The organism is Mycobacterium sp. 29Ha, from assembly GCF_032883055.1.
Classification (GTDB): Bacteria; Actinomycetota; Actinomycetes; order Mycobacteriales; family Mycobacteriaceae; genus Mycobacterium; species Mycobacterium gallinarum.
In genome coordinates this window covers 16,269-42,327 of sequence record NZ_JAMQTI010000012.1, presented here as the reverse complement: position 1 = coordinate 42,327, position 26,059 = coordinate 16,269, and the positions used below count along the sequence as shown (strand labels likewise).

The following is a 26,059-nucleotide window of genomic DNA, read 5'->3' as shown; positions in this document are numbered from 1 at the left end:
CAGTGTCGAGATCACTCGAGCAGAAAGTCGCTTTCATCACCGGGGTAGCGCGAGGCCAGGGTCGCAGCCACGCAGTGCGACTGGCGCGTGAGGGCGCGAACATCATTGGCATCGACATCTGCGCAGACATCGCCGCCAACCACTACCCGATGGCATCGCGCGAAGAATTAGACGCGACGGTGGATCTCGTCGAGCAAGCCGGTGGGAAAATGCTCGGGACAGTGGCGGACGTGCGCGACTTCCACGCCGTCAAGGCAGCAGTGGACGCGGGAGTGGAGTTCTTCGGACGCCTCGACATCGTATTGGCCAACGCGGGCATCTCGCCCCTGGCGTTCCGCGAGCTGAGCATCGAAGAAGAACTCGAGCAGTGGCGAGCGGTGACCGCCGTCAACCTAGACGGTTCCTATCACGCCGCGTTCGCATGTATCCCGCACCTCATCGCCGGTAACCGGGGTGGCGTGATCATCTTCACCAGTTCCACCGCCGGACTGAGGGGTTTCGGCGGCGTCCAGGGGGGTGGTCTCGGTTATGCAGCATCCAAGCACGGAATCGTGGGACTCATGCGCACACTCGCGAACGGATTGGCGCCGTTGAGCATTCGTGTGAACACAGTGCATCCGACTGCGGTCAACACGATGATGGCGACAAACCCGGTGATGACCGAGTTCTTGGAGAACTATCCCGGCGGTGGTCCGCACCTGCAGAACCCGATGCCTGTCGAGATGCTCGAGCCAGAAGACATCAGCGCCGCCATTGCGTATCTGGTATCCGACGAAGCCAAATACGTGACCGGCGTGACGTTCCCGGTTGACGCCGGCTTCTGCAACAAGCTCTGACCGTGGCGGGCAATGAACCGGTCGGCCGCGCGGCCGGTAAACGGATCGTGGTCACCGGCGCGGCCCGCGGTATGGGCCGCAGCCATGCCGTCCGGCTCGCCGAAGAAGGCGCGGACCTCGTACTGGTCGACATCTGCGCTCCCATAGACGAATTGGACTACCCGCTGTCGACCGAAGCAGATTTGGAGGAGACGGCACGCCTGGTTCGTGAACACGGCCGCACGGCGATCACATGCGTGACGGATGTGCGTGACGAGGCCGCGATGAAGGGCGCCGTCGACGCGGCAGCCGAAGAACTGGGCGGTCTGGACGCCGCCGTGGCCAACGCCGGCGTCCTCACGGTCGGCACCTGGGATGTCACGACGGCAGAACAGTGGCGCGTCGTGGTCGACGTGAACCTCATCGGGGTCTGGAACACCTGCGCCGCGGTGATCCCCCATCTGGTCGAACAGGGCGGCGGCAGTCTGGTGAACATCAGCTCGTCCGCGGGCGTCAAGGGCACACCGTTGCATGTCCCCTACACAGCCTCCAAACACGGTATCGTCGGCATGTCACGCGCCTTGGCCAATGAACTTGCCGCGCAGAGTATTCGGGTCAACACAGTTCATCCGACCGGGGTGATGACCGGGATGGCACCGCCATCGATGCACGACCAGATGACCTCACGAACCGACCTTGTCCCCCTCTTCCTCAACGCGCTACCCGCCGCGCTCATCGAAGCCGTCGATGTCAGCAACGCGGTGCTGTTTCTCGTCTCCGATGAGTCTCGCTACGTGACCGGGTTGGAGTTCAAGGTCGACGCAGGCGTGTCAATCAGATAGGTACACATGAACTTTAATCAACCCCGTCGACTTGTTGCTGAGCACCAGCGAGGGGCCCGGACATGACCGCCGCGGACACCGCGATACCGGACCGTCTTCGTAGCGGACCGCTGTTGATCGGCGGAGACCACGTCACCGACGCCTCGGGCGGCACCTACCAACACGTCTACCCCGGCACCGGACAGGTGAACTTCAGCACCGAGATAGCCGGAGATCGAGCTCGCGGTGAGCAGTGGCGTTGAGGCGCAACGGGAATGGGCATCGTGGACGGTCGACAAGCGCCGCGCCATTCTGATGGATCTGGCCGACGCCGTTGGTGATCATCAGGACGAACTCAGCCTGCTGAACGTACACGACTACGGCGTCCCGCGCCTGATGTCCGCCAATGGGGTTCTGACTGAGCGGTTCCTGCGCTACTACGCCGGCTATATCGACAAGCCACTAGGCACCACCTCCCACGTCGAAGCCAGCTCGGCGCTGAACATCACCGAGCACGAACCCTTCGGCGTGGTCGGCGTGATCACGCCGTGGAATGGCCCGCTGGTGGTGATCGGCTTGGCCGTCGCCCCTGCTTTGGCGGCTGGTAACGCCGTGGTGCTCAAACCATCCGAACTCGCACCGCTGGCACCCGTGCGCTTCGGCGAGATTTGTCTGGAAGCCGGCCTGCCTGCCGGTCTGGTCAACGTCGTCACCGCCGGTGCTGACGGCGGTCAAGCGTTGGTCCGTCACCCCGGCGTCAGCAAGATTCACTTCACCGGCGGCCAGAAGACGGCGCGTTCAGTCATCCAGGCGGCTTCGCAGAACCTGACCCCGGTCACCGCTGAGCTCGGAGGCAACGCCGCCATGGTGGTGTTTGACGATGCGGACATCGATGCCGCCGCCGCGACGGCTGCGTTCCAGGGCCCCCTTGGACAGTCGGGGCAGAGTTGCGCGTGCGCGAGCCGGATTCTGATCCAAGACGATGTATACGAAGAATTCGTCGAGAAGTTTCTCGCCACGATCAGCTCGGTGACCATCGGTGACCCGCTGCGACCGGACGTGATGTTCGGGCCGGTGGTCAGTGAATCTGCTGCTGAACGAATAGTCGGCGTCATCGACGATGCTGTGAATCACGGATGGGGCAAGCTGCTATCCGGTGGGCACCGGATGGAAGGTGAACTCGCCGAGGGGTTTTTCGTAGAACCGACCGTGTTTTCCGAGGTGAACGACCGATCCCCGTTGGTGCAGCAGGAGACGTTCGGTCCCGTCGTCGCCGTGACGCGCTTCACCCACGAAGCGGAGGCAGTCCGGACAGCCAATGACACCGTTTACGGACTGAACGCCTACGTATTCACGTCAAATCTCAATCGTGCCCACCGCGTGGCACGGAAGCTGGAAGCGGGTTCTGTATGGGTCAACTCGCACAGCGATATCGAGCCGCAAAGTCCCTACGGTGGATACAAACAGAGCGGGTTCGGCCGCTCCGGCGGGCTCCAAGGTCTTCAGGAGTTCCTTCAAGTGAAAAACATTCGCATCGCCGCGAACTGAGGCTTTGCGAACTCACACGTAATCCGGTGGTGCAACGCGACGGGGCTCACCAGCGAGCAGGCGCCGGGGTGTCGATGGCCAGTGGACGCTGATACGAGAGGTCTGAGCGGTCCCGCGTCCCCACGGGGTAGCCCTTCTCGACGAAGAACGACGACTGCAGGACCCTGGCATCGGCGAGGAACATACCCTCGACAGTCGAACGACGAACAGCGATGCGCCACTGACTGTCTCGCCTCTCCAGCCGGTCGATATATCGGCCCGTGATGAACTGGGCGCTCTTCGAGTCCGGACTGATGAGCACGACGATCGCGTAGCTCTCCGCGTGTGCGGTGTCTCCGTCGATCTCACAGGTGTGGGTGGTGATGTTGTGTGTGTGCACGCGCGATGTTGAGGCGTGTGCTTCATTTGCCCACCCGCCATATCCAGGGCCCGGATTGACCGCATCACCGTGTTCGTCGACACCGTCTGCGTGGTAGGCCGACGTGATCAGGTCGATGTCATGGCGGTCGCAGCCACGCGCGTGGCGTGAGATGCAATCAAGGATCTCAGAGCGGTCCATGAGGTAGCGCACGTCCCGAGCTAGCGCGTCCAAGTCCGCGTCGACGGTCATCGTTCTCCTGCCAGTCAGGCGGGTCGCCCCACCTGGCGACACTATACGACTGTACAGCAGACGTTCGTATAGCAGAATGGCATGACCGACCGGAATGGAGTGCCATGGCGACATCGGCGCGACGCGTGGGCGCGGAGACCTCGAAGACGCGTGAGAACCTGCTCGACTGCGTCGAAAAGATGATGCTCGAAGAGGGCTACGCCAGCGTCTCCTACCGGGCGTTGGCCTCGAAGGCGGGCGTTACGCCGAGCCTGGTTCAGTACTACTTCCCCAATCTCGACGACATTTTCGTCGCCGCGATTCGACGGTATTCGGAGCGCAATCTGGCGCTTCTCACCGAAGCGCTCGAACGTCGTTCGGGCGATCCCCTACGGGCGGTGTGGGAATACTCTTGGGATGAGGCCACCGGTGCGCTCATCACGGAGTTCATGGCTCTGGGCAACCACCGAAAGTCCATCCGGAACGAGATCGCCGCAGTGACCGAAAGTGTGCGCAGGGTCCAGCTGAACGCACTCGTCGCCAAGTACGGCAAGGGTGCACGACCGATCGGCGATCTCTCGTTGCCTGCCCTGCAACTGTTGATGTCTGGGCTACCGAAATTCCTGAACCTCGAGAAGGGCATCGGCGTCAAGTCGGCGCACGCCGAAGTCACCGAGGCGTTCGAGCGCTACATCGATTCCGTGGAGCCTCGAACCAAGCGTAAGCCGACTCCTCAGCGAAAGCGATAGGGCGTCAGCGCATGACGTGCGTACCCTGCCGATGGGGGTGTACGTCGAAAAGTTCACGGTAAGAGGGTGGTTGACGACCACCGTCGTCGGTGATTCCGTACTTCACGGCCAGTTCGGCACCGAGCAGCGTTTGCCCGCTGACGGACATCAATCCCGGGTCCTTGTATAGCGCCCAGATCACGTGCCCGGTCAGCTCGGGCGTTTCCGCGGTGTCCAGGATGTGACCGAACTTGTCTGGATTGCTCGCAATGATCTGCTTTACGCGGTCGGTCAGTAGTGAACCCATCCATATCGAGACGGTGGCGATGCCAAAATCCCTGAAGTCGACGGCCATGTCGGCCGCCATCTTGTCGGTGCCCGCTTTCGGCACGCCGTAGGCGGGGCCGAAGGCGTAGTGCACAGCACCCGAGGACGATGAGAACGCCACCAGACCCCGCCCCTGCGGGAGCATCAGCGGCGCGGCATACACGGTGGCCACGTAGCTGCTACGGAGTCCGACATCCAACGTGTCCAGGACTGACAGCGGTTCCTCCCAGAATCTGGTCCGGCCCATCATCTCGTCGCGGATGATGGCCGCGTTGTTGACCAGGATGTCCAACCGGCCCTGATCACTCCGGATGCGTTCGAACAGTCCTTGGACCTGGCCATCGTCGCCGTGATCGACTTCGACCGCAATGCCTTGTCCTCCCAGATCAGTGACCTGCGCAGCGGTCTCGTCGATGGTGCCCCTCGTCGAGGCCTCCGTGCCGGTTCGGGTTCGACCCGTGACATACACCGTGCAGCCGTGGCTGCCCAACGCTCGGGCGATGCCCGCCCCCGCGCCCCGACTGGCACCCGTCACCACAGCGATGGGGGTCTGATCAGACATCGACGGCTCCTCGGCTGACATCACACGACGGCGCCGCCGTTGACACCGATCACCTGGCCGTTGACGTAGCCGGCACCGTCCGAGCAGAGAAACGAGCACACCGCGGCGACGTCGTCACCCTGTCCCAGGCGCCGAGCGGGGATTGACTTGGCGAGAAGATCTGCGGGAGGCAGCTTTCCAGCTTGCTGCTGTTGGCGCAGCATCGGCGAGTCGATGATGAACGGCGGCACCGTGTTGGCTGTGATGCCGTGCCTGGCGTAGTCCAGCGCGATCGTCTTCGTCATCGCGATCACTCCCCCCTTCGTTGCGGAGTAGTGCCCCTGCGCGGGTGCGCCCTGTTGGCCCGCGGCCGACGAGATGGTGACGATGCGACCCCACTTCGCCGCCACCATGTCCGTCAGCACCGCTCTGGCGCACAGGAATGTGCCGGTGAGATTCACGGCCAGATAGCGGTTCCACTCATCGAGGGTGATCATGTCGAATCGTGTGAACCCCGCGATCGCGGCGCTGGTCACCAGGATCTCAGGGGGACCGAATTCGTCACGCACGGCGGCGAAGGCGGATACCACGGCCGACTCGTCGGACACGTCGACCGCAATCGGTCCGGCCATGCCTCCCGCGGCTCGGATCTCGGCAACGACCGTCTCGGCACTCTCGGTGTTCACGTCCAGGACGGCGACCCGATGGCCGTCGGCGGCGAGCTTGACGCTGATCGACCGACCCAAACCGGACCCGCCGCCGGTGACCACTGCTGTCCGGTTCATAGTCACACCCCGGCGTTACCCGGTGCACCGTGCATGTAGAGCGTCTGACCCGAACAGAAGCTCGATGCGTCCGATGCGAAAAACAGAACGCCGTAGGCGATTTCGTCGGGTTCACCGAGTCGCCCAAGGCCATTGGTCATCGCGATCACCTCGGGATCCATCCCGTACCGGGCGGCATCGTCGGTCAACGTGGCCGCACGGACCGCGCCGACGGCGATCGCGTTGACCCGGATGCCTTTCGTGGCCCACGCGGCGGCCATTGATCCGGTCAGATTGTTCACCGCCGCCTTGGCCGCTCCATACGGCGCGGCTTGTGGCATGGCCAACAGACTGGCGCCAGACGAGATGTTGACGATGGCACCCTTACCCTGCGCCATCATCGGTCTGGCCGCTGCCTTCGAAAGATGCCAGACGGCTTTGAAATTCAAGGCGAGCACGTTCTCGAAGTCATCGTCGGGCCATTTCATGATCGACTTCGTTTCAGCGCCGCCGGCACAGTTGACCAGAATGTCGATTCTGCCGAACTCAGAGATGGTCGTATCGACCAGATCGCGACAAGCCTGCGCGGTGGTGACGTCGGTCGGTACCACCAGCGTGAAGTTGCCGATCTTGCGCACCTCCTCAGCGGTGGCGTGGAGCGGGTCGGGCCGCCTGCCGGCCAGCACGACGTCGGCGCCGTATTCGGCGAGCACCAGCGCCACCCCGCGTCCGATGCCGGTGCCACCGCCCGTAACAACTGCGACACGCCCGTCGAGTGCGAACCGGCTGCTGCCCATTCTGCTCCTTTTGCGGATCCTGGTTGTACGGTCGTACAGCGTTAGATTACTGTACGACTGTATAGCGCAATATCGCAACCAGCCTGGAGCGGACGTTGAACGATCTTCATTACGACCCGTGGAACGTCGACATCGACCTCGACCCGTATCCGACCTACCGGCGCTTGCGGGACGAGTGCCCTATCTATTACAACGAGCGGCATAACTTCTGGGGAGTGAGTCGCTACGCCGATGTTGATGCGGCACTGAAGGATACGACACGGCTCAGCTCGTCCAAGGGCGACATACTGGAGGTTGTGATGGCGGATCCCGTCATGCCTCCCGGCATCTTCATCAACGAGGACCCTCCGCTACACACGATTCACCGAGCGATCGTGTCGAGAGCCTTCACTCCGAAGAAGATGCGGGCCATAGAGGACAAGATCCGTGCATTCTGTGTCGCGTGCCTCGATCCGCTCGTCGGCGGTACCCGCTTCGACTTCGTCCAGGACCTGGGTGCTGAACTGCCGATGCGCACAATCGGCATGCTCGCGGGCATCCCCGATGCCGAACAGCCTGCGGTGCGGGCTCACGCCAATCAGGTGCTACGCAACGATCCTGGGAAGCCAATGAACATCAAGAAAGACCACTACTTCACCGGTGAAATGTTCGGCGAGTACGTCGAGTGGCGCGAGAACAACCCATCCGACGACCTGATCACCGAGTTGCTCAACGTGGAGTTCGAGGACGAGACCGGCACCACGCGGAAGTTGACGAAGCAGGAGCTCATCGTGTTCCTCGCAGTCGTAGCGGGTGCCGGCGTCGAGACGACGGGTCGTCTTTTCGGCTGGATGGGCAAGGTACTGGGTGAACACCCCAATCAACGGAAGGAACTCGCCGCGGACCATTCGCGAATTCCCACCGCCATCGAGGAGCTGCTTCGATTCGAGCCGCCGGGGCCGCACGTCGCACGTTATGTCGCCACGGAGGACGTGGTCTTCCAAGGGCAGGCCATCCCCGCTGGCAGTGCCTTGCTCATGATGCTGGCCTCGGCCAACCGCGACGAACGGCACTTCGACAACCCCGATACGTTCGATATCCACCGAAAGCCGGGCGGCCATCTCACTTTCGGGCGCGGTGCGCACTTCTGCGTCGGCGCCCCACTGGCCCGCCTCGAGGGCCGCGTCGCACTCGAAGAGGTACTCAAGCGGTGGCCCGAATGGGATATCGACATGACCGGGGCTCGTCGGTCACGTACCTCCACGGTGCGCGGCTGGGACACCATGCCGGCCGTCGTGGCGTGATACGCGCCGCCCATATCAGCGATTACGGCCGACAAGCCCGCCATCGTCACCTGCAGCAGGTAGATCACCAAGACGAAGATCCCTGCCACGGTCCAGCCATGGGTCACGTCATGACGAAGTCCGAAGAACGGGCCCGATGCAGCATCACCAACGCCGCACTGATCGCGTGCTGGAGTCCCATCTTCGCGCCAGCCACGGCGCGGTCACCCCCGCTGCGGCAAAGCACAGTCCGGGCGGTGTGGTCAGCACGCCCGCCCGGGTGGCCGAGGCGCGAGCGATTCACGCATGGCACCCAGGAGCGGCCCCACGCTGATGAGTGCTCGCTACCAGTTGCTCGGCGAGTAGTCCTTGAGGAAGCAGCCATACAGGTCTTCGCCGAGTTCTCCGCGCACGATGGGGTCATACACGCGGGCGGCTCCGTCGACGAGGTCGAGCGGGGCGTGGAAACCCTCGTCTGCGAGCCGTAGCTTCGTCGGGTGCGGCCGCTCGTCGGTGATCCAGCCGGTATCGACCGCGGTCATGAGAATGCCGTCACGCTCGAGCATTTCGGCGGCGCTGGTACGAGTGAGCATGTTCAGCGCGGCCTTGGCCATGTTGGTGTGCGGGTGTCCCGGACCCTTGTAGGCGCGGCTGAACTGCCCCTCCATCGCCGACACGTTCACGACGTACTTGCGTCGGGCCGGCGAGGCGGCCATCGCAGGGCGCAGGCGACTCACCAAAATGAACGGCGCGGTCTGGTTGCACAGCTGAACCTCGAGCAATTCCATCGCGTCCACCTCGTGCACACGTTGGGTCCAGCTGTTGATCGATGCAGTGTCGGGCAGCAGACCACCCGCGTCGATGGCGGTGCCCGCGGCGATCCGTTGCGGAGAGGCACTGCGCGCGGTCAGCGCCAATTCGGTGACCGCGTGCGGCTTTTGGTGCTCGGCAAGGCTTCCCGCGAGTGCGGCCGGATGGGCGTCACTGACGTGATCGAACGTGACGACGTCAACAAGCTGCGGCGGCGGAGTCCGTTCGCCCTCGACGAGGGCCGAGTAGGACCCCGGTGAGCGTCGCACGGTCTGCGCCGCATTGTTGATCAGAATGTCCAGTGGACCGCGCTCGGCCACGGTGTCGGCGAGCGCGACCACCTGAGCGGGATCGCGTAGGTCGATGCCGACGATCCGCAACCGGTGCAGCCAGTCGGCACTGTCGGGCATCGACGCGAACCGTCGGACGGCGTCGTTCGGGAAGCGAGTGGTGATCGTCGTGTGGGCCCCGTCGCGGAGCAGCCGGAGCGCGATGTACATGCCGATCTTGGCGCGGCCACCGGTGAGCAGGGCGCTCCGTCCCTCGAGATCGGTGCGGGCATCGCGCTTGGCGCGATTGAACGCGGCGCACTCCGGGCAGAGCTGGTGGTAGAAGGCGTCGACCACGGTGTAGCGGTTCTTGCACATGTAGCAGGCACGCGGCCGCCGCAATGTGCCCGCCGTGGCGCCCACCGCGGCAGACACCAGCGGAAGCCCCTGGGTCTCGTCGTCGATGCGGCCGGGTGCGCCGGTCGCGGTAGCGGCGGTGACGGCGTGGTCGGCGGTGGCCACTGCCTCGCGCTTCGCGTCGCGGCGGGCCTTCTTCACCGCCTTGAACACTTTGGCGGTGGCCAGGCGTACCGCGACGGCGTCCGGGTGCTCAGGCGGCAAGGACTCGACGTCGGCCAACACCTGGAGGCAGACGTTGAGCTTGTCTGGGTCGATCGCGTTCACCCAGGAAGAGTATGGCAACGTCCCCCGAATCCCCGAATTCAAAAGGGCCAGGTAGCAGGCTCAAATGTTGGACTGATCGGCCGGGGACTCGGGTGCGGTGGCGGGTGCGCCGCGATCGTCGGCGTCAGGCTCGCACGTCACCCCCAGCGTGTAGGCCGTCATCGACAACGATCCGTACGCGCAGCCCGCAACAAGAACGCCGGCCGGCGCGTCCGCCTGGGCGGCCAGACCCGCGAAGTACAGCGACGGGATGTAGTGGTCCGGAGTGGGGACCGCGGCACCGAAATCCCGGTGGCCAGACAACCCGGCGAAATCTTCGGGGGCTTGCGTCATGCTTTCTCGCGCAGCGTCGTCGAAACGCCGCGCCCAGTCGAATCCACCGTCGGCCATGTCCCAGCGAAGCTGCCCGAGATTGTGGACGATGTTGCCGCTCCCGAGAATGAGCACACCGTTCTCGCGCAGGCCCGCAAGTCGCGCACCGAGGTCAAAGTGATAGTCGAATGGCTTGTCAGCGTTGATCGACAATTGAACCACTGGGATCGAGGCGTCCGGAAACGCATGGGCCAGAACGGACCAGGTGCCGTGGTCGATGCCCCAGCTGTCGATGTCTGCGCCGACCCAGGTCGGCTTGACGAGTTCAGCGACTTCTTCCGCGAGGTCGGGCAAGCCCGGTGCGGGATAGTCGACGGCGAACAACTCGTCGGGGAAGCCGAAGAAGTCGTGGATGGTGCGCGGCTTCGACATCGCAGTCACTGCCGTCGCGTTGATGTACCAGTGCGCGCTTATCACGAGGATCGCGCGCGGCGTGGGCACGGCGGCGCCGAACTCCCGCCACGCCTCGGTATAGCGGTTTGTCTCGATCGCGTTCATGGGGCTGCCGTGTCCGATGAACGCCGCGGGCATCAGGGCGCCTGTCACCTCATCAGTGTTGCGCATCTCGGACGGGGTGGGATTCGGTCAGCTGATGCACCACGTCCTTGGTCGATGGATACAGCTCGCGCCAGGTGCCGTAGAGGTCGTCATAGAAACTGACCGCGGCCGGATTCGGCACGATCTCGCGCTCGATTCTCGCCCAATCGGTGTCGCCCGGCACCATGCCGATCCCGATCGCCGCGAGCAGTGCATCGCCGTAGCTGGCGCCGATCGCCTGCTCCGGTACCAGCTGGACGCGTCCGGTGATGTCGCTGAGCGTCTGCGCCCACAGCGGGCTGCGTAGGCCGCCACCCACCGCGACGGTCCGCGTGCTGCTGCCGGCGTCGTCGAATCGTTCCAAGATCTGCCTGATGCCGAATGAAATCCCTTCGTACGCCGCGTGAACCAGGTGTCCGCGGCCATGGCGAAGTGTCAAGCCGGCCACCACGCCACGGGCCTGCGGATCGAACACCGGTGTGCGCTCTCCGGCGAAGTAGGGCAGCATCAGCAGACCTTCGCTGCCCGGTGGGACGGCGCCGGCCTCGGCCATCAACTCGTCGAGTGGGGCGTCGCCGGTGATGGTTTGCAGCCATGCGATGAGGCTTCCGGCGGTAGAGGTGCCTGCGGCCAGCGCGAGGGTGCCACGCTCGACACCGGCCGTGGTCCACAACGTGGGGTCGGGGTGGTACTCGTCGATGACCTGGACGAGGAACATCGTCGATCCGTACATGAGCATGAGATCTCCGGGATGCCGTACCCCGGCCGAAAACGCTTCGGCGTACGCATCGACGGTGCCCGCCACCACCGGTGTGCCTGTCGGTACGCCGGTGGCATCCGCCGCATCGGGACGCACCGTGCCTATCACCTCGGTGGGCCAGACCAACCTCGGGAGGGGCAAGTGTCTGCAAATGCGCTCGGCCCACTGCAGGTTCCAGTCGAAATCGCGAGTCGCGTAGAGGGGATCGCACTGGCTGGCAGTGTGATGGTCCATCACGTATTCACCGGTGAGCTTGGCGGCGATGTAGGAGTTGGACCCATACCAGCCCGCCGCTTTGGCGAACACCTCCGGCTCGTGCCGGTACACCCACTCCAGCTTGGGGCCCACGGCCTGGCTCGACAAGACCGTGCCAGCTTGGTCGAGGATGGCGTCAGCACCCAATCCCTCGGTCAGAAGCTCGATTTCGACAGTGGCACGCGTATCGATGCCGTAGAGGATGGCGGGCCGCAACGGGCGCAACTCTGCGTCGCAGAGCACCAGACACGGCCCGACACCGCTGACACACATGGCCTTGATCCCCGCGCCGACGGGTAGCCGAGCGGTCAGTTTTCGGCTGATCTCGCAGACCTCGCGCCACCACAGCCGCTCAGCATCGACCTCGGCCCATCCGGGGCGCGGCAACTCGATCGCATGAGCAATGGTCTCGGTGGCGATGACCGACCCGAAACCGTCTACCAGGACGCCCTTGCTGCTGCCCGTTCCCAGATCGATGCCGAGCACCAGGTCCACCCGACAACCCTACGTCTGACCCCGATCAAAAGACCCGGGAAACCCGACGTTGATAGCTGTTTCGGCTGACAACGTGTGACGAATGCGGGACGCTGATTCGATGAGGACAGTCGGCTCCGGACTCTTCTTACCTCCGTTCGAAGCACTCGCCGACCCGGTAACCGTTGCACGGCTTTCCGCTGAAGCGGAAGAAGCGGGCTGGACGGGTGTGTTCGTCTGGGATCATCTGCGTTGGTGCGAACCGATATCGGCGATAGCTGACCCATGGATCACTCTGGCGGCCATGGCAACTGCCACGTCGCGTATTCGGATCGGTCCGATGGTGACGCCACTTGCACGCCGACGCCCGGCCAAGGTCGCCAAAGAGACGGCGACTCTGGACGTCCTCAGTGGGGGCCGTCTGACCTTCGGTGTGGGCCTGGGAAGTGACGCTTACGGCGTCGAATACACCAAGACCGGAGAAGAGGTCGACGACCGTAAACGCGCGGCGATGCTCGATGAATCATTGGAGGTGGTCACCCGCGCCTGGACCGGCGAGGAGGTCGTCCATCGGGGCGAGCACTACACCGTCGACGGAGTGCGCTTCTTACCTCGGCCGGTCCAACAACCGCGGATTCCGATATGGGTCGCAGGCTTGATCGGGAACAAGCGGCCACGGCGCCGCGCCGCGCGCTACGACGGGTACTTCCCGGTATTCCTGGAAACCGCTGACCAGGCTGCCGAAGCGGTCGCCGATATCAATGCGCTGGGTCCCAAAGACGACTTCGATTTCGTGGTCCCCCTGTCCCCTGGGACAGATCCGGCCCCATACATCGCGGCAGGGGCGACCTGGTGGATGGTGGAGTTCCCCTGGGCGTCGACGACTGTGGATCTGGTCCGCGGGGTGATCCGCGAGGGACCCTTGAAATGACCGGCTGCGCGCTGACGGCTCAACGCGCCTTCGAGCCCTCCAAGTAGTCGGCGAGCCGCCAGAAGAGCCGATTATCCAGGCACTTGCGAAGGTACGGAACACCCTCGGTGTGGCCGGAGCCGTGAGCCTCCCCGAGCATCCGCGCGGCAAGTGAGTGATGGGTGGCCTTCCAACGCTGATGACTGCTTTCGAGCTTGTTCAGCGCGGCGTCGAGGACGTCCCATTGATCGACCGTGAACATGTCGTCCCTGCGGGCATCCAGGTAGGCCTGGGAGAGACTGTCGTGGCCGGCCGTCGCATCGGCCCGCACCGCGGGGACGTTCGTGAAAGCGTCTGAGCGCAGGCGCTCGGCTGGCGGTGTGCCGCAGGCGATTTCGAAGCGCTTGTACTGCTCGGACTGGATCGCACTGGCGCCCTGAGTGAACTCCCGGAAGGCGTGGAAATGGTCGACACGCATCGTGGCGACCAGCCGGAACAACATCGCCGCCCGCGGGTAGATGTTGTTCGCGTGCTCCAGGCTGCACAGCGCGTCCGCAAAGCGTCCATCGCGAAGTGAAGTCGTGGCCGCGCGCAGATCCGCGGCCAGCGTCGTGAAGACCATCTCGTGCGCCTGCAGGGCCCGCATGAAGAAATACTCGTCGTGGGCGACATACACCGGCGCGACGCTCACATCGAACCAGTCACGGGCATGCGATGCGGGAAGTGTCGGCAGCATTTCGAGTGCCCCAGCGAGGTCCACGTCGCGGCCGTCGTCGGTGGTGTCGGCGTCCCGGAAGCTCGCCAGGAATCGCAGAGCGTGCGTGATGCGCTTGCGTGACGTCGCCGGGTCCGGCCGGTCGTTGGTGGACTCCGCGGCGGCGGCCGCGGACTCGAACCGGACGACGTCGGCCATCAAGAGGGCCGACATACGCTCCGGGTCTAGACCGGACAGCGCGTCGTCGCAGATCTTCTCCAGGAGCGGGAGTGCCAGGTAGGTGCGGTTGTAATAGCGCCCCTCGAACTTGTCGAGGATCCCGTCGAGGAACGCGTCGAGAAATGCATCGCTGGCGCCATGCTGACGCCGGATCGCGGCCAGTCGCACCAGGATCGGAACGGAGAGAAAATGCTTCCCGACCGCGCGAACGTGCTCGGAGATCAGCTTCGCGAGCGTCAGGCTGTCGGGCGCCGCGTCAGCCGACCAGCGATCGATCGCGTCGATGACGGGCTGATCACGCCATAGGTCCGCCGGCGATGTCACCTCGACATGCGAGCCGCTGTCCGAGGGGGCGGAGGCAGATCCCGCGAACGGGCACCTGCTCGCACCGATTCCCTGCTGATGCGATGTCTTCGTCGCTGCGTCCATGGTCGCTCCCCTGAGTCGCCGCACCCTTCCGACGGTTCGGGCGCTGATCCCAGGCTCAGGTTGAGTCCTTGGAGAATGCTTGGCGGGTTGATGGCGATCGATCGATGAGCCCGCACTTCCGACCCGGTCGGGTGCCGGCCACATCGTGGTGGGTGCCTGGTGTTCGGTGGCCATTACTGCTCCCTGGGGTTGTTTTCCCTCCTGTGGAGGACAACGTGTTCCAGAAGAAGTGTTGGCTTTGGGACCTTGTCCCGTAATCGCTGCGAGGTCAGATTCGCGCCTCGAATGGGAAGGGTTTCCTATCCGATGGGTAAGCAACGCAACGAACTGAACCCAGCGGCTCGTCAGTCGGAGGCGTGATGTCGACCCGCTGGATCACCGAACACGAAATTGACCCAACGGCTGCAGGCTCCGACGCAATTCCGTCACTTGGACGTTGACTCGCTGAACGTCACCTGTCGAAGTTGATGACTTCTCCCCGATTGATCGACACCCAATCGCGCGCCTCGAGATACGGGCGGAATGTCTCGGTGATCAGCTTTCCGTCTTCGGGTGTCTTCGGCCGCTGGAGCTCGTAGAGGTGTGGGAACTCCGTCCAGGCGATGACGGCATCCCAGAGCCTCAGCGCCGCCTCCCCAGTGGGCGGGTCGACGAGAACGGGCCCGAAGAGGCATTGGCCGTCGGGAAAGAACAGCGTCGGCACCCCGTATCCGCCGGCATCAACCACCCGCTGATGCTCGGCCAGCACCTCGTCGCCGGTCGTCGGGTCCGCGATCGCCTGGTCGACCAGTTCCGGATCGAGACCGATCTCTGCGAGCAGGTGACGTGCGACGGCCTTCTCGTGCGGCTTGTGCCCGTCGACGTGCAGCGCACGGCCCGCCCGGGCGTACCACGCGTCGAGGTCCGCCATCGACCGACGCCGCAACAGCGCGCCGATAAGCATCATCGACCAGCCGTAGGACCACTCGCGTTCCCACGGGTGTTTCTTGCCGTCCTGACGATTGATCTCCTCGAGGCTGAAGAAGCGCCAGTTCACCTCGAGGCCCGTGCGATCACGTACCTCGCGGATCCACAGCGAGGTCTGGTACGCGTAGGGGCACATCACGTCGAAATGGAAGTCGACGAAGGCCGGACGACTCGTCACCACTGCACACTAGGTTGCGGTAGCGAGCATCTCAACGGTGGAATCGCAGATCGTCGATCGTCACGAAAGGAATCCCGATGGATCCCGTCATCATCGAATGTGCGGTCAACGGTGTCACGTCAAAGGCCACCAACCCACACGTTCCCGTCGAACCTTCCGAGATCGCGACCGATGCCCTGGCCTGCATTGAAGCCGGCGCGGCGATCATCCACAACCACATCGACCTGTCCGCCGTCAGCGTGGAGCACGCCGTCGAGCGCTATCTCGAGGCGTGGGGGCCGGTGCTCGACGCGCGGCCAGACGCGTTGCTCTATCCGACGATTCACTTCGACACCAACGGCTCGTGTTCCTACGAGCATCTGATACCGCTGGCCGCCGCGGGGATGCGGGTCGGGATCACCGATCCAGGCTCGGTGAACCTCGGCGTCCGCGACGCCGGCGGCCTACCGTCGGGCGGCTTCGTGTACCGCAACTCCTTCGACGTGATCGGCCGCGCGTTCGACATCTGCCGTGACGCACAGCTGGGCCCGAGTCTGGCCATCTACGAGCCGGGCTTTCTCCGCGCCACCATGGCGTGGTGGCGCGCCGGTCAATTGCCCGCCGGCGCGATGATCAAGTTGTACTTTTCGACCGAAAGGGGTTACCTCGGAGCGCCTTTCGGGTTGCCTCCGACCGAACGCGCGCTCGAGGCTTACCTCGAAGTGCTCGACGGGTGCGATGTACCGTGGGCGGTCTCCATCGTCGGCGGGGATCTGTGCGCGGATCGCCTCGCGGGATTGGCCCTCGAACGCGGCGGCAATCTTCACGTGGGACTGGAGTTCTATGGCGGCGATCGCACGCCGACCAATGTCGACCTGGTGGCCGAGGCCGTTTCGCTGTGCCAACGGTTTGGCCGACCGATCGCGACGCCCGACGAGGCCGCCCGCATCCTCGGATTGCCACGCAAGCGCTGCGCACCTCAGCAGTAGGTGCGGCAGGTGGCTAGGTCGAGAGCAACGAGGGATTACCCACACCGACGGTGATGCGCGGAGACGCGGAAGGATCTAGCCAGTTCAGCACGGTACGCATCTCATCGCGACCGATCGCAATGCATCCCCACGTGGGACTGCCGTCGGTCACATGGAGGAAAATCCCGGACACGCGGCCAGGGATGCGCTGTGGGTTCACCGCGATGTTGACGGCGTAGTCGTAGACGGGGCCCGAATCGTACAGGTTCTCCGCTATCGACGAAGGACGGTCCGGCCCGCGCACGTGGGTGTTGTAGGTCGGCGATTGAGCGTCCTCGTCCCACCAGTCCTGGCTGGTGGCTTGGAAGTACGGCATTTTCGTATCGGGATTCGGTTGGCGGCCAAATGCCTGATCGAACGCGAAGGTCCCGACGGGAGTGCGATGCACTCCGTCAGCGGGGGCACCGACCCCGAGGGCTCCCACCTTCGCGGGTATTGGCCCCAGGACCACCTTCCATTGCTGTCCGACCCGCTGATAGGCGGTCAGGGACCCTGTCGTCGCGTTCGCCGCCGGTACACCGACGACGATCCACTGGGCAGTTCGGTCCGCGGTTGCGGGTGCCGCCAACGCCAGGCTCAGAAGTAGCACCCCGATGAGCGCCAGCGCACGCAGCTTCACACGATCGCATCTTTGCTGGAGAACGTGTCATCCGCGGCAAGGTCGGATAACGATTCAACGGCAGGCCGCCGACGACCACGCTCACGAAGCGGACGTAGACGGAGCCGGAACTTCGGCGCAGCGTTCCACCCCGTCCGGTCCGAACCTCGACCCTGACTTCGCCAGGCGACGGCCGAACAGCCGTTGCAACGGCGTTGCGGCGAACGTCGTGATGATCGTCATGAGCGCCAAAATGGTATAGAGCTTGCCCGAAATCAGCCCTGCCTCGAATCCGATGTTGAGCAGAATCAGTTCCATCAGACCGCGGGCGTTGGCGAGTGCGCCCATCGAACCCGCTTCATACCAGCTCATGCCCTGCCAGCGCGCGGCCAGGCCGACCGCGCCGAACTTCGCCACGAACGACACCACCAAGACGATCGCCGCCATGAGAAGGGTGGGGCCATCCAGAATCAAGTTCAGCTGCGTATTCAGCCCCGAATAGATGAAGAACGCGGGCAACAAAAGGTACGCCGTCAGCGGCTCGAATCGTTCACGGATGAGCTCGAGCAGCGAACCTCGCGGCATCATCAGCCCGGCCACGAAAGCGCCGAAAACCGAATAGATTCCGACGATATCGGTGAACCAGCTGGCGGTCAGCACGACCAAGAGGATGACGCTCAAATGGGCGATCGGTATACCGCCGGTGCGTTCGGTGTCAGCACTGCGGGGTGTCCACGTTTCGAGTCGCGCGAGCAGCGGTCGGCCGATGTAGATCATGAACATCAGGAAGGCCAGCCCGCCTCCGATCGCCACTACGGCACCGAGCATGCTCCCTTTCGCGGTCGACACCACCGTGGCCAGCAGCACCCACGAGCATGCGTCGTCAACAGCGGCGCAGGACAAGGACATCGTCCCCAACCGGGTGTTGAGCAGCCCCGAGTCGTACACGATCCAGGCCAGCATCGGGAACGCGGTGATCGCCACGGCCGCAGCGAGGAACAGGCCACCCTGCCAATGCGCCACCTTGTCGGTGAAATACCCGCCGACACTGACCATCCACCATCCGACGACGCCCCCGAGGATCAACGGGACACCGATGCCGGCGATCGAGGTGGCTCCAGCCTGTCTGGAATGGGAAGCGAGGATGTCGAGCTTGAACGACGCTCCCACGAGAAACATGTAAAGCACGAGCCCGAGTTGACCGACGACATAGATCACGGTGAGGTTTGGATGCGTGAAAGTCTCGGCGCCGAGGGTCAGCTTGGTGGGGAACAGCCACTGCTGCGCCGCCGGCCATATCCAGCCCAATACCGAAGGGCCGAGCAGAAATCCGGCCACCATGATCGCGACCACTTGAACCTGGCCGAGGCGGCGGAACAGCGGCCAGAGGAGGCGGTACGTCACCAGAATGACCGCGATCTGCAGGAAGAAGTGATAGGCGACGCCCAGTAGTGATGGCATGGTCAGCGCCTATCCGACCATCGGAACACGAGGAGGCACGCCAACAATCCGACGATGCTCCACGCTGACAGGACGAGAAATATCCGACCGTGCTCCCAGCTACCGGCTGGCTCGAACGCGACCATCTGTTCCGGTAGGAGAACCGACCGGAACCCTTGGGCCATCCACTTGACGGGGAAGATCGATCCGACGATCAACATCCACGGCGGTAACACCATCAGCGGCACGTAGGTGCCCGACACGAACTGCAGCCCCACCGCCGGTCCGTTGGTGAGCACGGCCGCCGACACGGCGTTGCTTGCGAAGTTGCTGATGAAAACGCCCAGCAGCGAACAGCTCACGACGCCCAGCGCGAAGACCCACAGCAGGGTGAACCAGCCGACAATATCGGAGGGCAGCTGGAGACCGAAGACGAAAATCCCTACCAGCAGCAGGATCACGGCCTCGGCCACGCTGACAATGGCGACGAGCATGATCTTGCCGATGAAGTACGACGATGCCGTCGCCGGGGTTCCACGAAGCCGTTTCAACGCGCCGGTATCGCGGTCGGCGGCGACGCTGATGCCCAAGTTGATGAACGACGTCGACAGTATTCCGTAGGCGAGCATGCTCGCCGCGATCACGGCACCGGTGCTGACCGGGCTGTTGGGCGGTTTAGCCGTGAAGATCGACCCGAGCAGCAGACAGATCGCCGCGGGCATCGAGAACGTCAGCACCACCTGTTCGGGCCGGCGGTAGAACATCTTGAGTTCGGGGACGACTCGCGATAATCCGATACGCACCGCGGACGGGATCGGCGAGCGCGAGCGGTCGGCGCGGTGGCGAGGCTGCGGCGTCAGCACCGTGTGTTGGACGGACATCACGGTCGGCCGATCAGGTGCAGGTAGGCATCTTCGAGTGATGGCCGGGTGACGGTCAATCGAGCTAGTTCCGCACCCTCTCGGCTTCGCTGTCTGATGAAGTCGGTCGGAAAGTCTGTGCGCTCCACGCGAATCTCGTCTCCCTCCATCCACGTGACGGTGGCGGCCGAGTCGACGTGCTCGACCAACTTCATCGGCGAGTCCACTGCCACCACCCTGCCGTCAGCTATCACAGCGACGCGATCTGCCAGCGCGGCCGCTTCTTCCAGGTAGTGAGTGGTGAGCAGGATCGTCGTACCGTCAGCGGCCAAGAACCTGATGAGATCCCAAAACTGCCGTCTGGCTTCGGGATCGAAGCCGGTCGTCGGTTCGTCGAGGAATAGCAGTTCCGGCGTCCCGACGATGCCGAGAGCGACGTCGAGTCGGCGGCGTTGTCCGCCGGACAGTGTCCTGACCCTGTTCCCCGCAGATGAGGAGAGCCCGACAAGGTCGAGGACTTCCGCTGGGGCCCGGGCGGTGCCATAGCAGTTGGTGAACATCTGCACGGTCTCGTGCACGGTGAGCATTCCGGCGTCGCTGGCCTCTTGGAGGACGATGCCGATCTTCGCGCGCCAGCTTCGGCCCGCAGTGCCCGGATCTTCACCCAACACCAGCACCTGCCCGGCGTCACGCTTCCGATTGCCCTCCAGGATCTCGATCGTCGTCGATTTTCCCGCCCCGTTCGGTCCGAGGATGGCGAAGATCTCGCCGTAGCCAACGTCCAGATCGAGGTTCTGAACTGCTGGCGATCGCCCGTAGGCCTTGGACAATCCGCGCACATGCACCGCGGTGGCGGTCATGAGAACGTTCCGCCGGAATTCGGCTCTGCGGTCGACGCATCGAGTTCAGCGAGTAGCTCACGCATCTCGGCGTCCGACAGTTCACCCATCAGGTGGTCCAAGTCGTCAGCGACAACCTGTTCTGGCGGCTCGTCGGTGGTCGCGGGCTCACCGTGAATCGAATTCAGCTCGCCGAGTATGCGCTCGGACAACGAGTTCACGCTGACACCCTGAAGTATCTCCAGCACGGGCAGATCGATGGAGAACATGGAATTGATCCTCACCCTGAAATCCATCGCCATCATGGAGTCCAGGCCGATGTCATCGAGCATGTCGTCGGGCGCGATGTCGATCATGGCGCAATCAAAGACGGCGGCGACGACACGCTGAACGTGCTCCGTGACCACGGGTCGTCTGTCGGCTTCCGCGGTGACCGCGAGGATGTCGAGTATCGAAGATTCCGAACCGACTTCGTGCGCTGAGGCTTCTGTCGCTTCGAGTTCAGCGAACATGGCGGGGAGTGGACCGCCAAGTCCGTTGTGCCGGGCTCGATTCCAGTCGGCGGTGATGGCGACGACACTGGGCACCTGCTGATTGACCAAACGGTCCAGGATTCGTTTCCCCACGGCGGGTGTGATCAGCTCGATGCCACGCTGGGCGTAGACCTTCTCCAGCTTGAGATCTTCGACCATCCCCACCGACCACGGCCCCCACCCGATGGTGATGGCTGGAAGCCCCTGTGCCCGCCGATAATGCGCGAAGGCATCGAGGTAGGCGTTGGCGGCGGCGTAGTTGCCCTGGCCCGGCGCAGCGATGGTTGATCCCGCAGAACCGAACATGATGAAGAATTCCAGATCGTGGTTCTTGAACGCGTCGTGTAACACGCGAGCACCGATCGTTTTCGGCGCCAGCACCTTTGCGAAGTCGGATTCGCTCATGTTGATCAGGAGTTGGTCTGCCACCGATCCCGCCGCGTGGACGATGCCGCGGATCGGCCGGCCGCCATCTCCGACATGGCTGCGCAGCCACGCTGCCATCTGATCGGAGTCGGTGATATCGACACTGGCGGTGGTGATCTGGGCGCCGAGACGTTCGACAGCCCGGATCGCGGTGACGGTGGCGAAGTGAGGATCGTCGTCGGTGAGCGTCGACCACTGGTCCCTCGGCGGAATCGGAGTGCGGCCCAACAAGGTGATGTGCCGCGCTCCCCGTTCGGCCAGGTAGGTGGCCACCACACGACCGAGTGCTCCCGCTCCGCCGGTGACAACGTACGTCGCGTCTGGGGTGAGTTTGGTGGGAAAGGGTTTGGTCAGGTTGCTGCATGGGCGCAGGCGCGGGACGAGGGTGGCGTCTCCGCGGAGCGCGATCTGGTCCTCGGATTCGCTGTCGAGAACGTGGTCACAGATGCGTGTGGCGGTTTGAGTGCGGTCGTCTGCCTTGTCGATGTCGATCAGGCCACCCCAGTGTTCGGCGAACTCCTGGTGGCCGATGACTCGGCCGAGACCCCAGATGGTGGCCTGGTCGGGTTGCGTGGACTCCGACGGCGCCGCCGGTTGCGCATTGGCGGTGATCAGATGGAGGCGTGGCTTGTTGGTGCCGTGCTCCGCAAGCGCTTTGACAAGCCGGAGGGCCGTGAATGCGCCCACGTGAAGGTTCGTGTCGGTGGAGGCGTCGGACATGTCAAGGGGCCAGCAGTCGATGACGCCCGCGAGATCCTTTTCTCGGCGGAGGTGAGTGGTGACCAACTCCGACATGTGGTCGGGGCGGCAAGGGTTCACCACGTATCCGCCCTCGGTGTCGGTGAGCGTCTCGACGGATTGGCGAGCGACCGTGTGTACCCGATGGCCGCGACGGCGTAGCTCTTCGGTCATGGCTGCGCCGATACCGCAATCGTCGAGGAGGATGAGCCATGACCCGACGGACGCCGTGTCCTCACCGGGCTGGTCGGGCGTTGGGCCCCAATGCAGTTCGTACAGGCCCTTGTCGATGTGAGCGGGTGACATCCGGGACGAGGCGCTCAGCGATTGCACAACGAAACCGTCGATGACGGCGAGCGTGTTGCCCAGTTGATCGGTGATCGTGATGTCGCACTCGACGGCCTCGCCGGTTGCCGACACGACGTCGACGTGAGCCGTCATGTGCGCGTCGGGCCGCCCGTATATGGAGCAGCGCCTGATACGGGTCGGAAGGTATGGCTCGTCGTTCTCCTGTTGCCCGAGAAACGGTGCTCCGAAGAGTGTTTGGAAGGCACCGTCGATGAGCGCGGGATGAAAACGGTAGTCGGCGAGTTCGTCGGAGATAGGCGCGGGAATCGCGAGTTCGGCAGCCGCCCAGTCCTCGCCGGCTGTCACGCCCTGCACGGATCGAAAGGCCTCGCCGTATTCGAAACCTATGGCCTCGGTGCGCGCGTAGAAGTCGTCGGCGCTGATCCGGGTGACCGGCTCGCCGCTCTCCGGCGTCTGGCGGCGACTGGGTACCGCCGAAAGCATGTTGAGTTCTGCGGTGGCGGTGACCGTCCACTTGAGGTCGCCGTCGGCCGTGGCGGTGAATGCCGCGAATTCCAGGGTGCCGCTGTCCTGGTTGAGCGTCGTCCGGAGGATGGGATCGCACGTGTCGTCGAGGAGGACGGCGCGGTGGAGCACGAGGTTGTCCACGCTGTGAATCGACCCGTAGGTTGCCTCGGCGGCGGCGAGCGCCATTTCGATGTACACAGCCCCCGGCACGACGATGCTCTTCTGAATTCGATGGTCAGCGAGGAATGGGTTGAGGACAGCGCTGATCTCGGCTTCCCACGTCGGATGGACGCCGCTGACCGGCTGTCCGAGAAGCGGATGCACCGGGTTGTAGAAGAGCGACTCCACCGCTTCCTGCGTCTCGTCCCAGTACCGCTTGGTCTGCCATGGGTACGAGGGCAGCTTGAGCAGCCTCCCCCGTCCGCCCGGGTGCACGGCGTCCCACGCGACGTCGTGCCCATGGCAGTGCAGAGCACCGACACAGTTCAGCAGGGTTCGGCTGTCGTCATGATCGCGCCGCTGGGAGGCCATCACCGAAACCCTCTGCGCACCAGCAGTTTCGAATATTGATGCCGCCAATACGGGATGTGGACCCAGTTCGACGAACTGGGTGTAGCCGTCGTCGAGCATTCGACGGAGCGCCGGCTCGAACAGAACGGTGGCGCGAGTGTTCTGCCACCAGTACGCAGCACCGGCGTCGTAGCCGTCCAGAAGCTCGCCGGTGACCGTGGAGTACAGCGGAAGCGTGGCGGCTTTCGATGACAAACTCTCGAAGGCGCTGAAGAGATCGTCCTTCACTGCGTCCATGTAGTGGGTGTGGTAGGGCACTTTGACGGCCAGCCGCCGGTTGAACACTCCCGCCTCGTCCAACTGCCGTGCAACGTCGTCGAGGACGTCGCCGTCTCCAGCGATGGTCACCGCAGACGGGCTGTTGATCGCGGCCACTGAGACCCGCCGGCCGAACTCGTTGAGCGCTCTCTCGTCGACCGCTTTCATGAGTGATTCGGCGTCGAGGCCGACCGCCAGCATCCGTCCTTGCCCACTGGTGCGTTGCTGCAGACGGCTGCGGTGGTAGATGACGTGAACCGCCTGCTCGAAGGTGAGCAGACCGGCGAGATGATGTGCGGCCACTTCGCCTGCGCTGTGCCCGATTACGGCATCCGGGGTGATTCCGAAGTGAGCAAGCTGCTCGGCCAGGGCGATCTGGATGGCGAAGTTCGCGGGCTGAGACACGTCCGTTTCCGCCATGCGGGACCGCGCCTCGTCGCGTCGGAGTTCGTCCAGGAGCGACCAGTCGGTATATCGCGACAGCTCTTTGTCGCTGCGCTCGATGCTCTCGGTGAACACCGGGAAGACGTCGAGCAGTCCCCCGCACATTTTCCACCACTGGGGGCCCATGCCGGTGCAGACGAACGCCAATCGGGGCACGGGGTTTCCGACGCGACCCGTCGAGATCTGCCCGCCGTCGGCGATGGCTTGAAGTTGTTCGCGCACATCGCTGATGCTGTCGGCGACCACGACGTGACGGTGGTTGAGGTGGACACGTCTCTGGCCGAGTGTGTACCCGAGATCTGTCAACGTGACTTCCGGATGGGCGGCCAGATGTCCGGCCAATCGCCCGGCGGTTGCGACGAGCGCGTCCTCGCTGCGCGCCGAGATCGGCAGAACGGCGAGCGGCAGAGCCGCGGAGTCTTCCCGGCCCGGGGCGGTCACCGCGGTCGGCGGTTCGGCGAGCACCACGTGCGCGTTGGTGCCGCCGAACCCAAAGGAGTTGACCCCCACGATGCGTCGTTCACCGTTCGGGAACGGCCGCCCCGTTCGAGGTATGTCGATCTTGAGGTCCGCGAGCGAGACGTGGCGGGTGGGGGTGCGCAAATGGAGGTTGGCGGGAATGTAGCCATGTTTGGCGACCAATGCCGCCTTGATCAGACCGGCGACCCCGGCGCCTGCCTCGAGGTGGCCGATGTTGGTTTTGACCGATCCGATGAGCAGTGGATTGGTGGACGGTCGATCGGACGTCAGCGCGCTAGCCAGCGCCCGCATCTCGATTGGATCGCCGACCGGTGTGCCGGTGCCGTGTGCTTCTACGTATCCCACCTCGGCCGCCTGGACGCCTGCGCGTTTGAGAGCCGTCCTGATCGCTGCCTCTTGCGCTTCCTCGCGGGGCACCGTGATGCCGTCGGTGTGGCCGTCCTGCGACACCGCGGTGCCGAGTATCTGCGCGTAGATGTCGTCACCGTCGTCGAGCGCCTGCCGGAGCGGCTTGATGACGACGACCGCTCCCCCCTCCCCGCGCGCGTATCCGTCCGCGGAGTCGTCGAACGCCTTCGAGCGTCCCTCCGGGCTGAGGAACCCGCTCTTCGATTCCGCGATGGCGGTGTTGGGGCCGACCATGATGTTCACGCCGCCGGCGAGCGCGATCTCGCACTCATGGTTCCAGATACTCTGTGCGGCAAGGTGTACGGCAACCAGCGAGCTGGAGCATGCCGTGTCGATCGCCATGCTCGGTCCGCGAAAGTCGAACGCATGAGAGATGCGGTTCGCCAGCATCGTCATCATCATTCCGGTGGCTGAATGAGCCTTGAATCGGTACCGGCTGGTGCGACCCTGGTTCTGCAGCAGCTGATAGTCGAGGGTGAATCCGCCGACGAAGACACCGACGTCGGTGCCCGCCAGCCTGTCGATGGCAAGCCCCCCGTCCTCCAGTGCCTCCCAGGTGGCGTGCAGCAGGAGGCGCTGCTGCGGATCGAGCGAATGTGCCTCTCGGGGTGACATTCCGAAGAACTGCGGGTCGAATTGATCGATCTCATCCAGGAATCCGCCGCGGCGTGTGGCGATCTTGCCGACCTTGGCCGGGTTCGGATCGTGATACCGAGCGGCATGCCAGCGCGTCTCGGGTACGTCGCGGGTGGCGTCGGTCTCGTTGCACAGCAGGTTCCAGAAGCCCTCGGCTGACTCGCCTCCGCCCGGAAAACGGCAACCGATTCCGACAATCGCCAAGGGCTCGCGGGCGTTGTTCTCAGTCAACATGA

General features: G+C 64.1%; 20 protein-coding genes and 2 pseudogenes. 7 read left to right on the top strand and 15 right to left on the bottom strand.

Going from position 1 to position 26,059, the window contains the following annotated elements:
- The first annotated feature begins 2 nt into the window (after positions 1-2).
- The 3 genes and pseudogenes from M1248_RS16920 (at position 3) to M1248_RS16910 (ending at position 3,184) form a co-directional block, all read left to right on the top strand.
- Positions 3-836 (top strand): mycofactocin-coupled SDR family oxidoreductase, encoded by an 834-nt coding sequence (locus M1248_RS16920; protein WP_163724596.1) that lies wholly within the window; start codon positions 3-5, stop codon positions 834-836.
- Between the two features lie 2 nt (positions 837-838).
- On the top strand, positions 839-1,657 hold the full coding sequence (locus M1248_RS16915) for a mycofactocin-coupled SDR family oxidoreductase (RefSeq protein WP_163724593.1): 819 nt from the start codon (positions 839-841) through the stop codon (positions 1,655-1,657).
- Positions 1,658-1,719: 62 nt separating this feature from the next.
- A pseudogene (locus tag M1248_RS16910) lies at positions 1,720-3,184 on the top strand (aldehyde dehydrogenase family protein).
- A 46-nt stretch (positions 3,185-3,230) separates the two neighbouring features.
- Here M1248_RS16910 and M1248_RS16905 read toward each other — a convergent pair.
- Positions 3,231-3,794, bottom strand: a complete 564-nt coding sequence (locus tag M1248_RS16905) for a nuclear transport factor 2 family protein (protein WP_163724586.1) — start codon at positions 3,792-3,794, stop codon at positions 3,231-3,233.
- A gap of 104 nt (positions 3,795-3,898) precedes the next feature.
- Between M1248_RS16905 and M1248_RS16900 the strand changes: the two genes are divergently transcribed.
- Positions 3,899-4,522: a TetR/AcrR family transcriptional regulator gene (locus M1248_RS16900; RefSeq protein WP_163724583.1), complete on the top strand. Its 624-nt coding sequence runs from the start codon at positions 3,899-3,901 to the stop codon at positions 4,520-4,522.
- 4 nt (positions 4,523-4,526) lie between these two features.
- Here the strand turns inward: M1248_RS16900 and M1248_RS16895 are convergent, their stop codons facing one another.
- The 3 genes from M1248_RS16895 to M1248_RS16885 are packed head-to-tail and all read right to left on the bottom strand — an operon-like array spanning position 4,527 to position 6,930.
- Positions 4,527-5,390 carry an SDR family NAD(P)-dependent oxidoreductase gene (locus tag M1248_RS16895; RefSeq protein ID WP_163724580.1) on the bottom strand — a complete coding sequence of 288 codons (864 nt, stop codon included), beginning with the start codon at positions 5,388-5,390 and terminating at the stop codon, positions 4,527-4,529.
- Positions 5,391-5,410: 20 nt separating this feature from the next.
- Positions 5,411-6,154: an SDR family NAD(P)-dependent oxidoreductase gene (locus M1248_RS16890; RefSeq protein ID WP_163724577.1), complete on the bottom strand. Its 744-nt coding sequence runs from the start codon at positions 6,152-6,154 to the stop codon at positions 5,411-5,413.
- 2 nt (positions 6,155-6,156) lie between these two features.
- Positions 6,157-6,930 (bottom strand): SDR family NAD(P)-dependent oxidoreductase, encoded by a 774-nt coding sequence (locus tag M1248_RS16885; protein WP_163724574.1) that lies wholly within the window; start codon positions 6,928-6,930, stop codon positions 6,157-6,159.
- A gap of 95 nt (positions 6,931-7,025) precedes the next feature.
- On the opposite strand from M1248_RS16885, the gene M1248_RS16880 reads away from it, so the two are divergent.
- Positions 7,026-8,213: a cytochrome P450 gene (locus M1248_RS16880; protein ID WP_317149130.1), complete on the top strand. Its 1,188-nt coding sequence runs from the start codon at positions 7,026-7,028 to the stop codon at positions 8,211-8,213.
- A 139-nt stretch (positions 8,214-8,352) separates the two neighbouring features.
- Here the strand turns inward: M1248_RS16880 and M1248_RS16875 are convergent.
- The 4 genes and pseudogenes from M1248_RS16875 to M1248_RS16860 all read right to left on the bottom strand — a co-directional run.
- Positions 8,353-8,533, bottom strand: a pseudogene (locus M1248_RS16875) (MFS transporter); the annotation flags it as partial.
- Positions 8,534-8,536: 3 nt separating this feature from the next.
- Positions 8,537-9,955 carry an SDR family NAD(P)-dependent oxidoreductase gene (locus M1248_RS16870; RefSeq protein ID WP_317149129.1) on the bottom strand — a complete coding sequence of 473 codons (1,419 nt, stop codon included), beginning with the start codon at positions 9,953-9,955 and terminating at the stop codon, positions 8,537-8,539.
- A gap of 60 nt (positions 9,956-10,015) precedes the next feature.
- The gene (gene ygiD / locus M1248_RS16865) at positions 10,016-10,858 is read right to left on the bottom strand and encodes a 4,5-DOPA dioxygenase extradiol (protein ID WP_317149214.1); all 843 of its coding nucleotides are present in this window, start codon (positions 10,856-10,858) and stop codon (positions 10,016-10,018) included.
- 19 nt (positions 10,859-10,877) lie between these two features.
- Entirely contained in the window at positions 10,878-12,374 is a 1,497-nt protein-coding gene (locus tag M1248_RS16860; RefSeq protein ID WP_317149128.1) for an FGGY-family carbohydrate kinase, read from the bottom strand.
- Positions 12,375-12,474: 100 nt separating this feature from the next.
- On the opposite strand from M1248_RS16860, the gene M1248_RS16855 reads away from it, so the two are divergent.
- Positions 12,475-13,284 (top strand): LLM class flavin-dependent oxidoreductase, encoded by an 810-nt coding sequence (locus M1248_RS16855; RefSeq protein WP_317149127.1) that lies wholly within the window; start codon positions 12,475-12,477, stop codon positions 13,282-13,284.
- Positions 13,285-13,303: 19 nt separating this feature from the next.
- On the opposite strand, the gene M1248_RS16850 is transcribed toward M1248_RS16855, so the two are convergent.
- Both M1248_RS16850 and M1248_RS16845 read right to left on the bottom strand, forming a co-directional pair.
- Positions 13,304-14,626 (bottom strand): hypothetical protein, encoded by a 1,323-nt coding sequence (locus M1248_RS16850; RefSeq protein ID WP_317149126.1) that lies wholly within the window; start codon positions 14,624-14,626, stop codon positions 13,304-13,306.
- Between the two features lie 451 nt (positions 14,627-15,077).
- Positions 15,078-15,770, bottom strand: a complete 693-nt coding sequence (locus M1248_RS16845) for a DsbA family protein (protein WP_317149125.1) — start codon at positions 15,768-15,770, stop codon at positions 15,078-15,080.
- Between the two features lie 77 nt (positions 15,771-15,847).
- On the opposite strand from M1248_RS16845, the gene M1248_RS16840 reads away from it, so the two are divergent.
- Positions 15,848-16,738: a 3-keto-5-aminohexanoate cleavage protein gene (locus M1248_RS16840; RefSeq protein ID WP_317149124.1), complete on the top strand. Its 891-nt coding sequence runs from the start codon at positions 15,848-15,850 to the stop codon at positions 16,736-16,738.
- Positions 16,739-16,751: 13 nt separating this feature from the next.
- Here M1248_RS16840 and M1248_RS16835 read toward each other — a convergent pair whose 3' ends face one another.
- From M1248_RS16835 to M1248_RS16815, 5 genes are all read right to left on the bottom strand, one after another.
- Complete coding sequence (locus tag M1248_RS16835; protein WP_317149123.1) at positions 16,752-17,396, bottom strand: L,D-transpeptidase; 645 nt, start codon at positions 17,394-17,396, stop codon at positions 16,752-16,754.
- 81 nt (positions 17,397-17,477) lie between these two features.
- Positions 17,478-18,836 carry a cation:proton antiporter gene (locus M1248_RS16830; RefSeq protein ID WP_163724546.1) on the bottom strand — a complete coding sequence of 453 codons (1,359 nt, stop codon included), beginning with the start codon at positions 18,834-18,836 and terminating at the stop codon, positions 17,478-17,480.
- A 2-nt stretch (positions 18,837-18,838) separates the two neighbouring features.
- Positions 18,839-19,696, bottom strand: a complete 858-nt coding sequence (locus M1248_RS16825; protein WP_163724543.1) for an ABC transporter permease — start codon at positions 19,694-19,696, stop codon at positions 18,839-18,841.
- Positions 19,696-20,535, bottom strand: a complete 840-nt coding sequence (locus M1248_RS16820) for an ABC transporter ATP-binding protein (RefSeq protein ID WP_317149122.1) — start codon at positions 20,533-20,535, stop codon at positions 19,696-19,698. Before M1248_RS16820 ends, M1248_RS16825 begins: the two co-directional genes overlap by 1 nt.
- Positions 20,532-26,057, bottom strand: coding sequence for a type I polyketide synthase (locus M1248_RS16815; protein WP_317149121.1), 5,526 nt, complete (start codon positions 26,055-26,057; stop codon positions 20,532-20,534). The genes M1248_RS16820 and M1248_RS16815 overlap by 4 nt, the downstream gene beginning before the upstream one ends.
- Positions 26,058-26,059 lie beyond the last annotated feature (2 nt).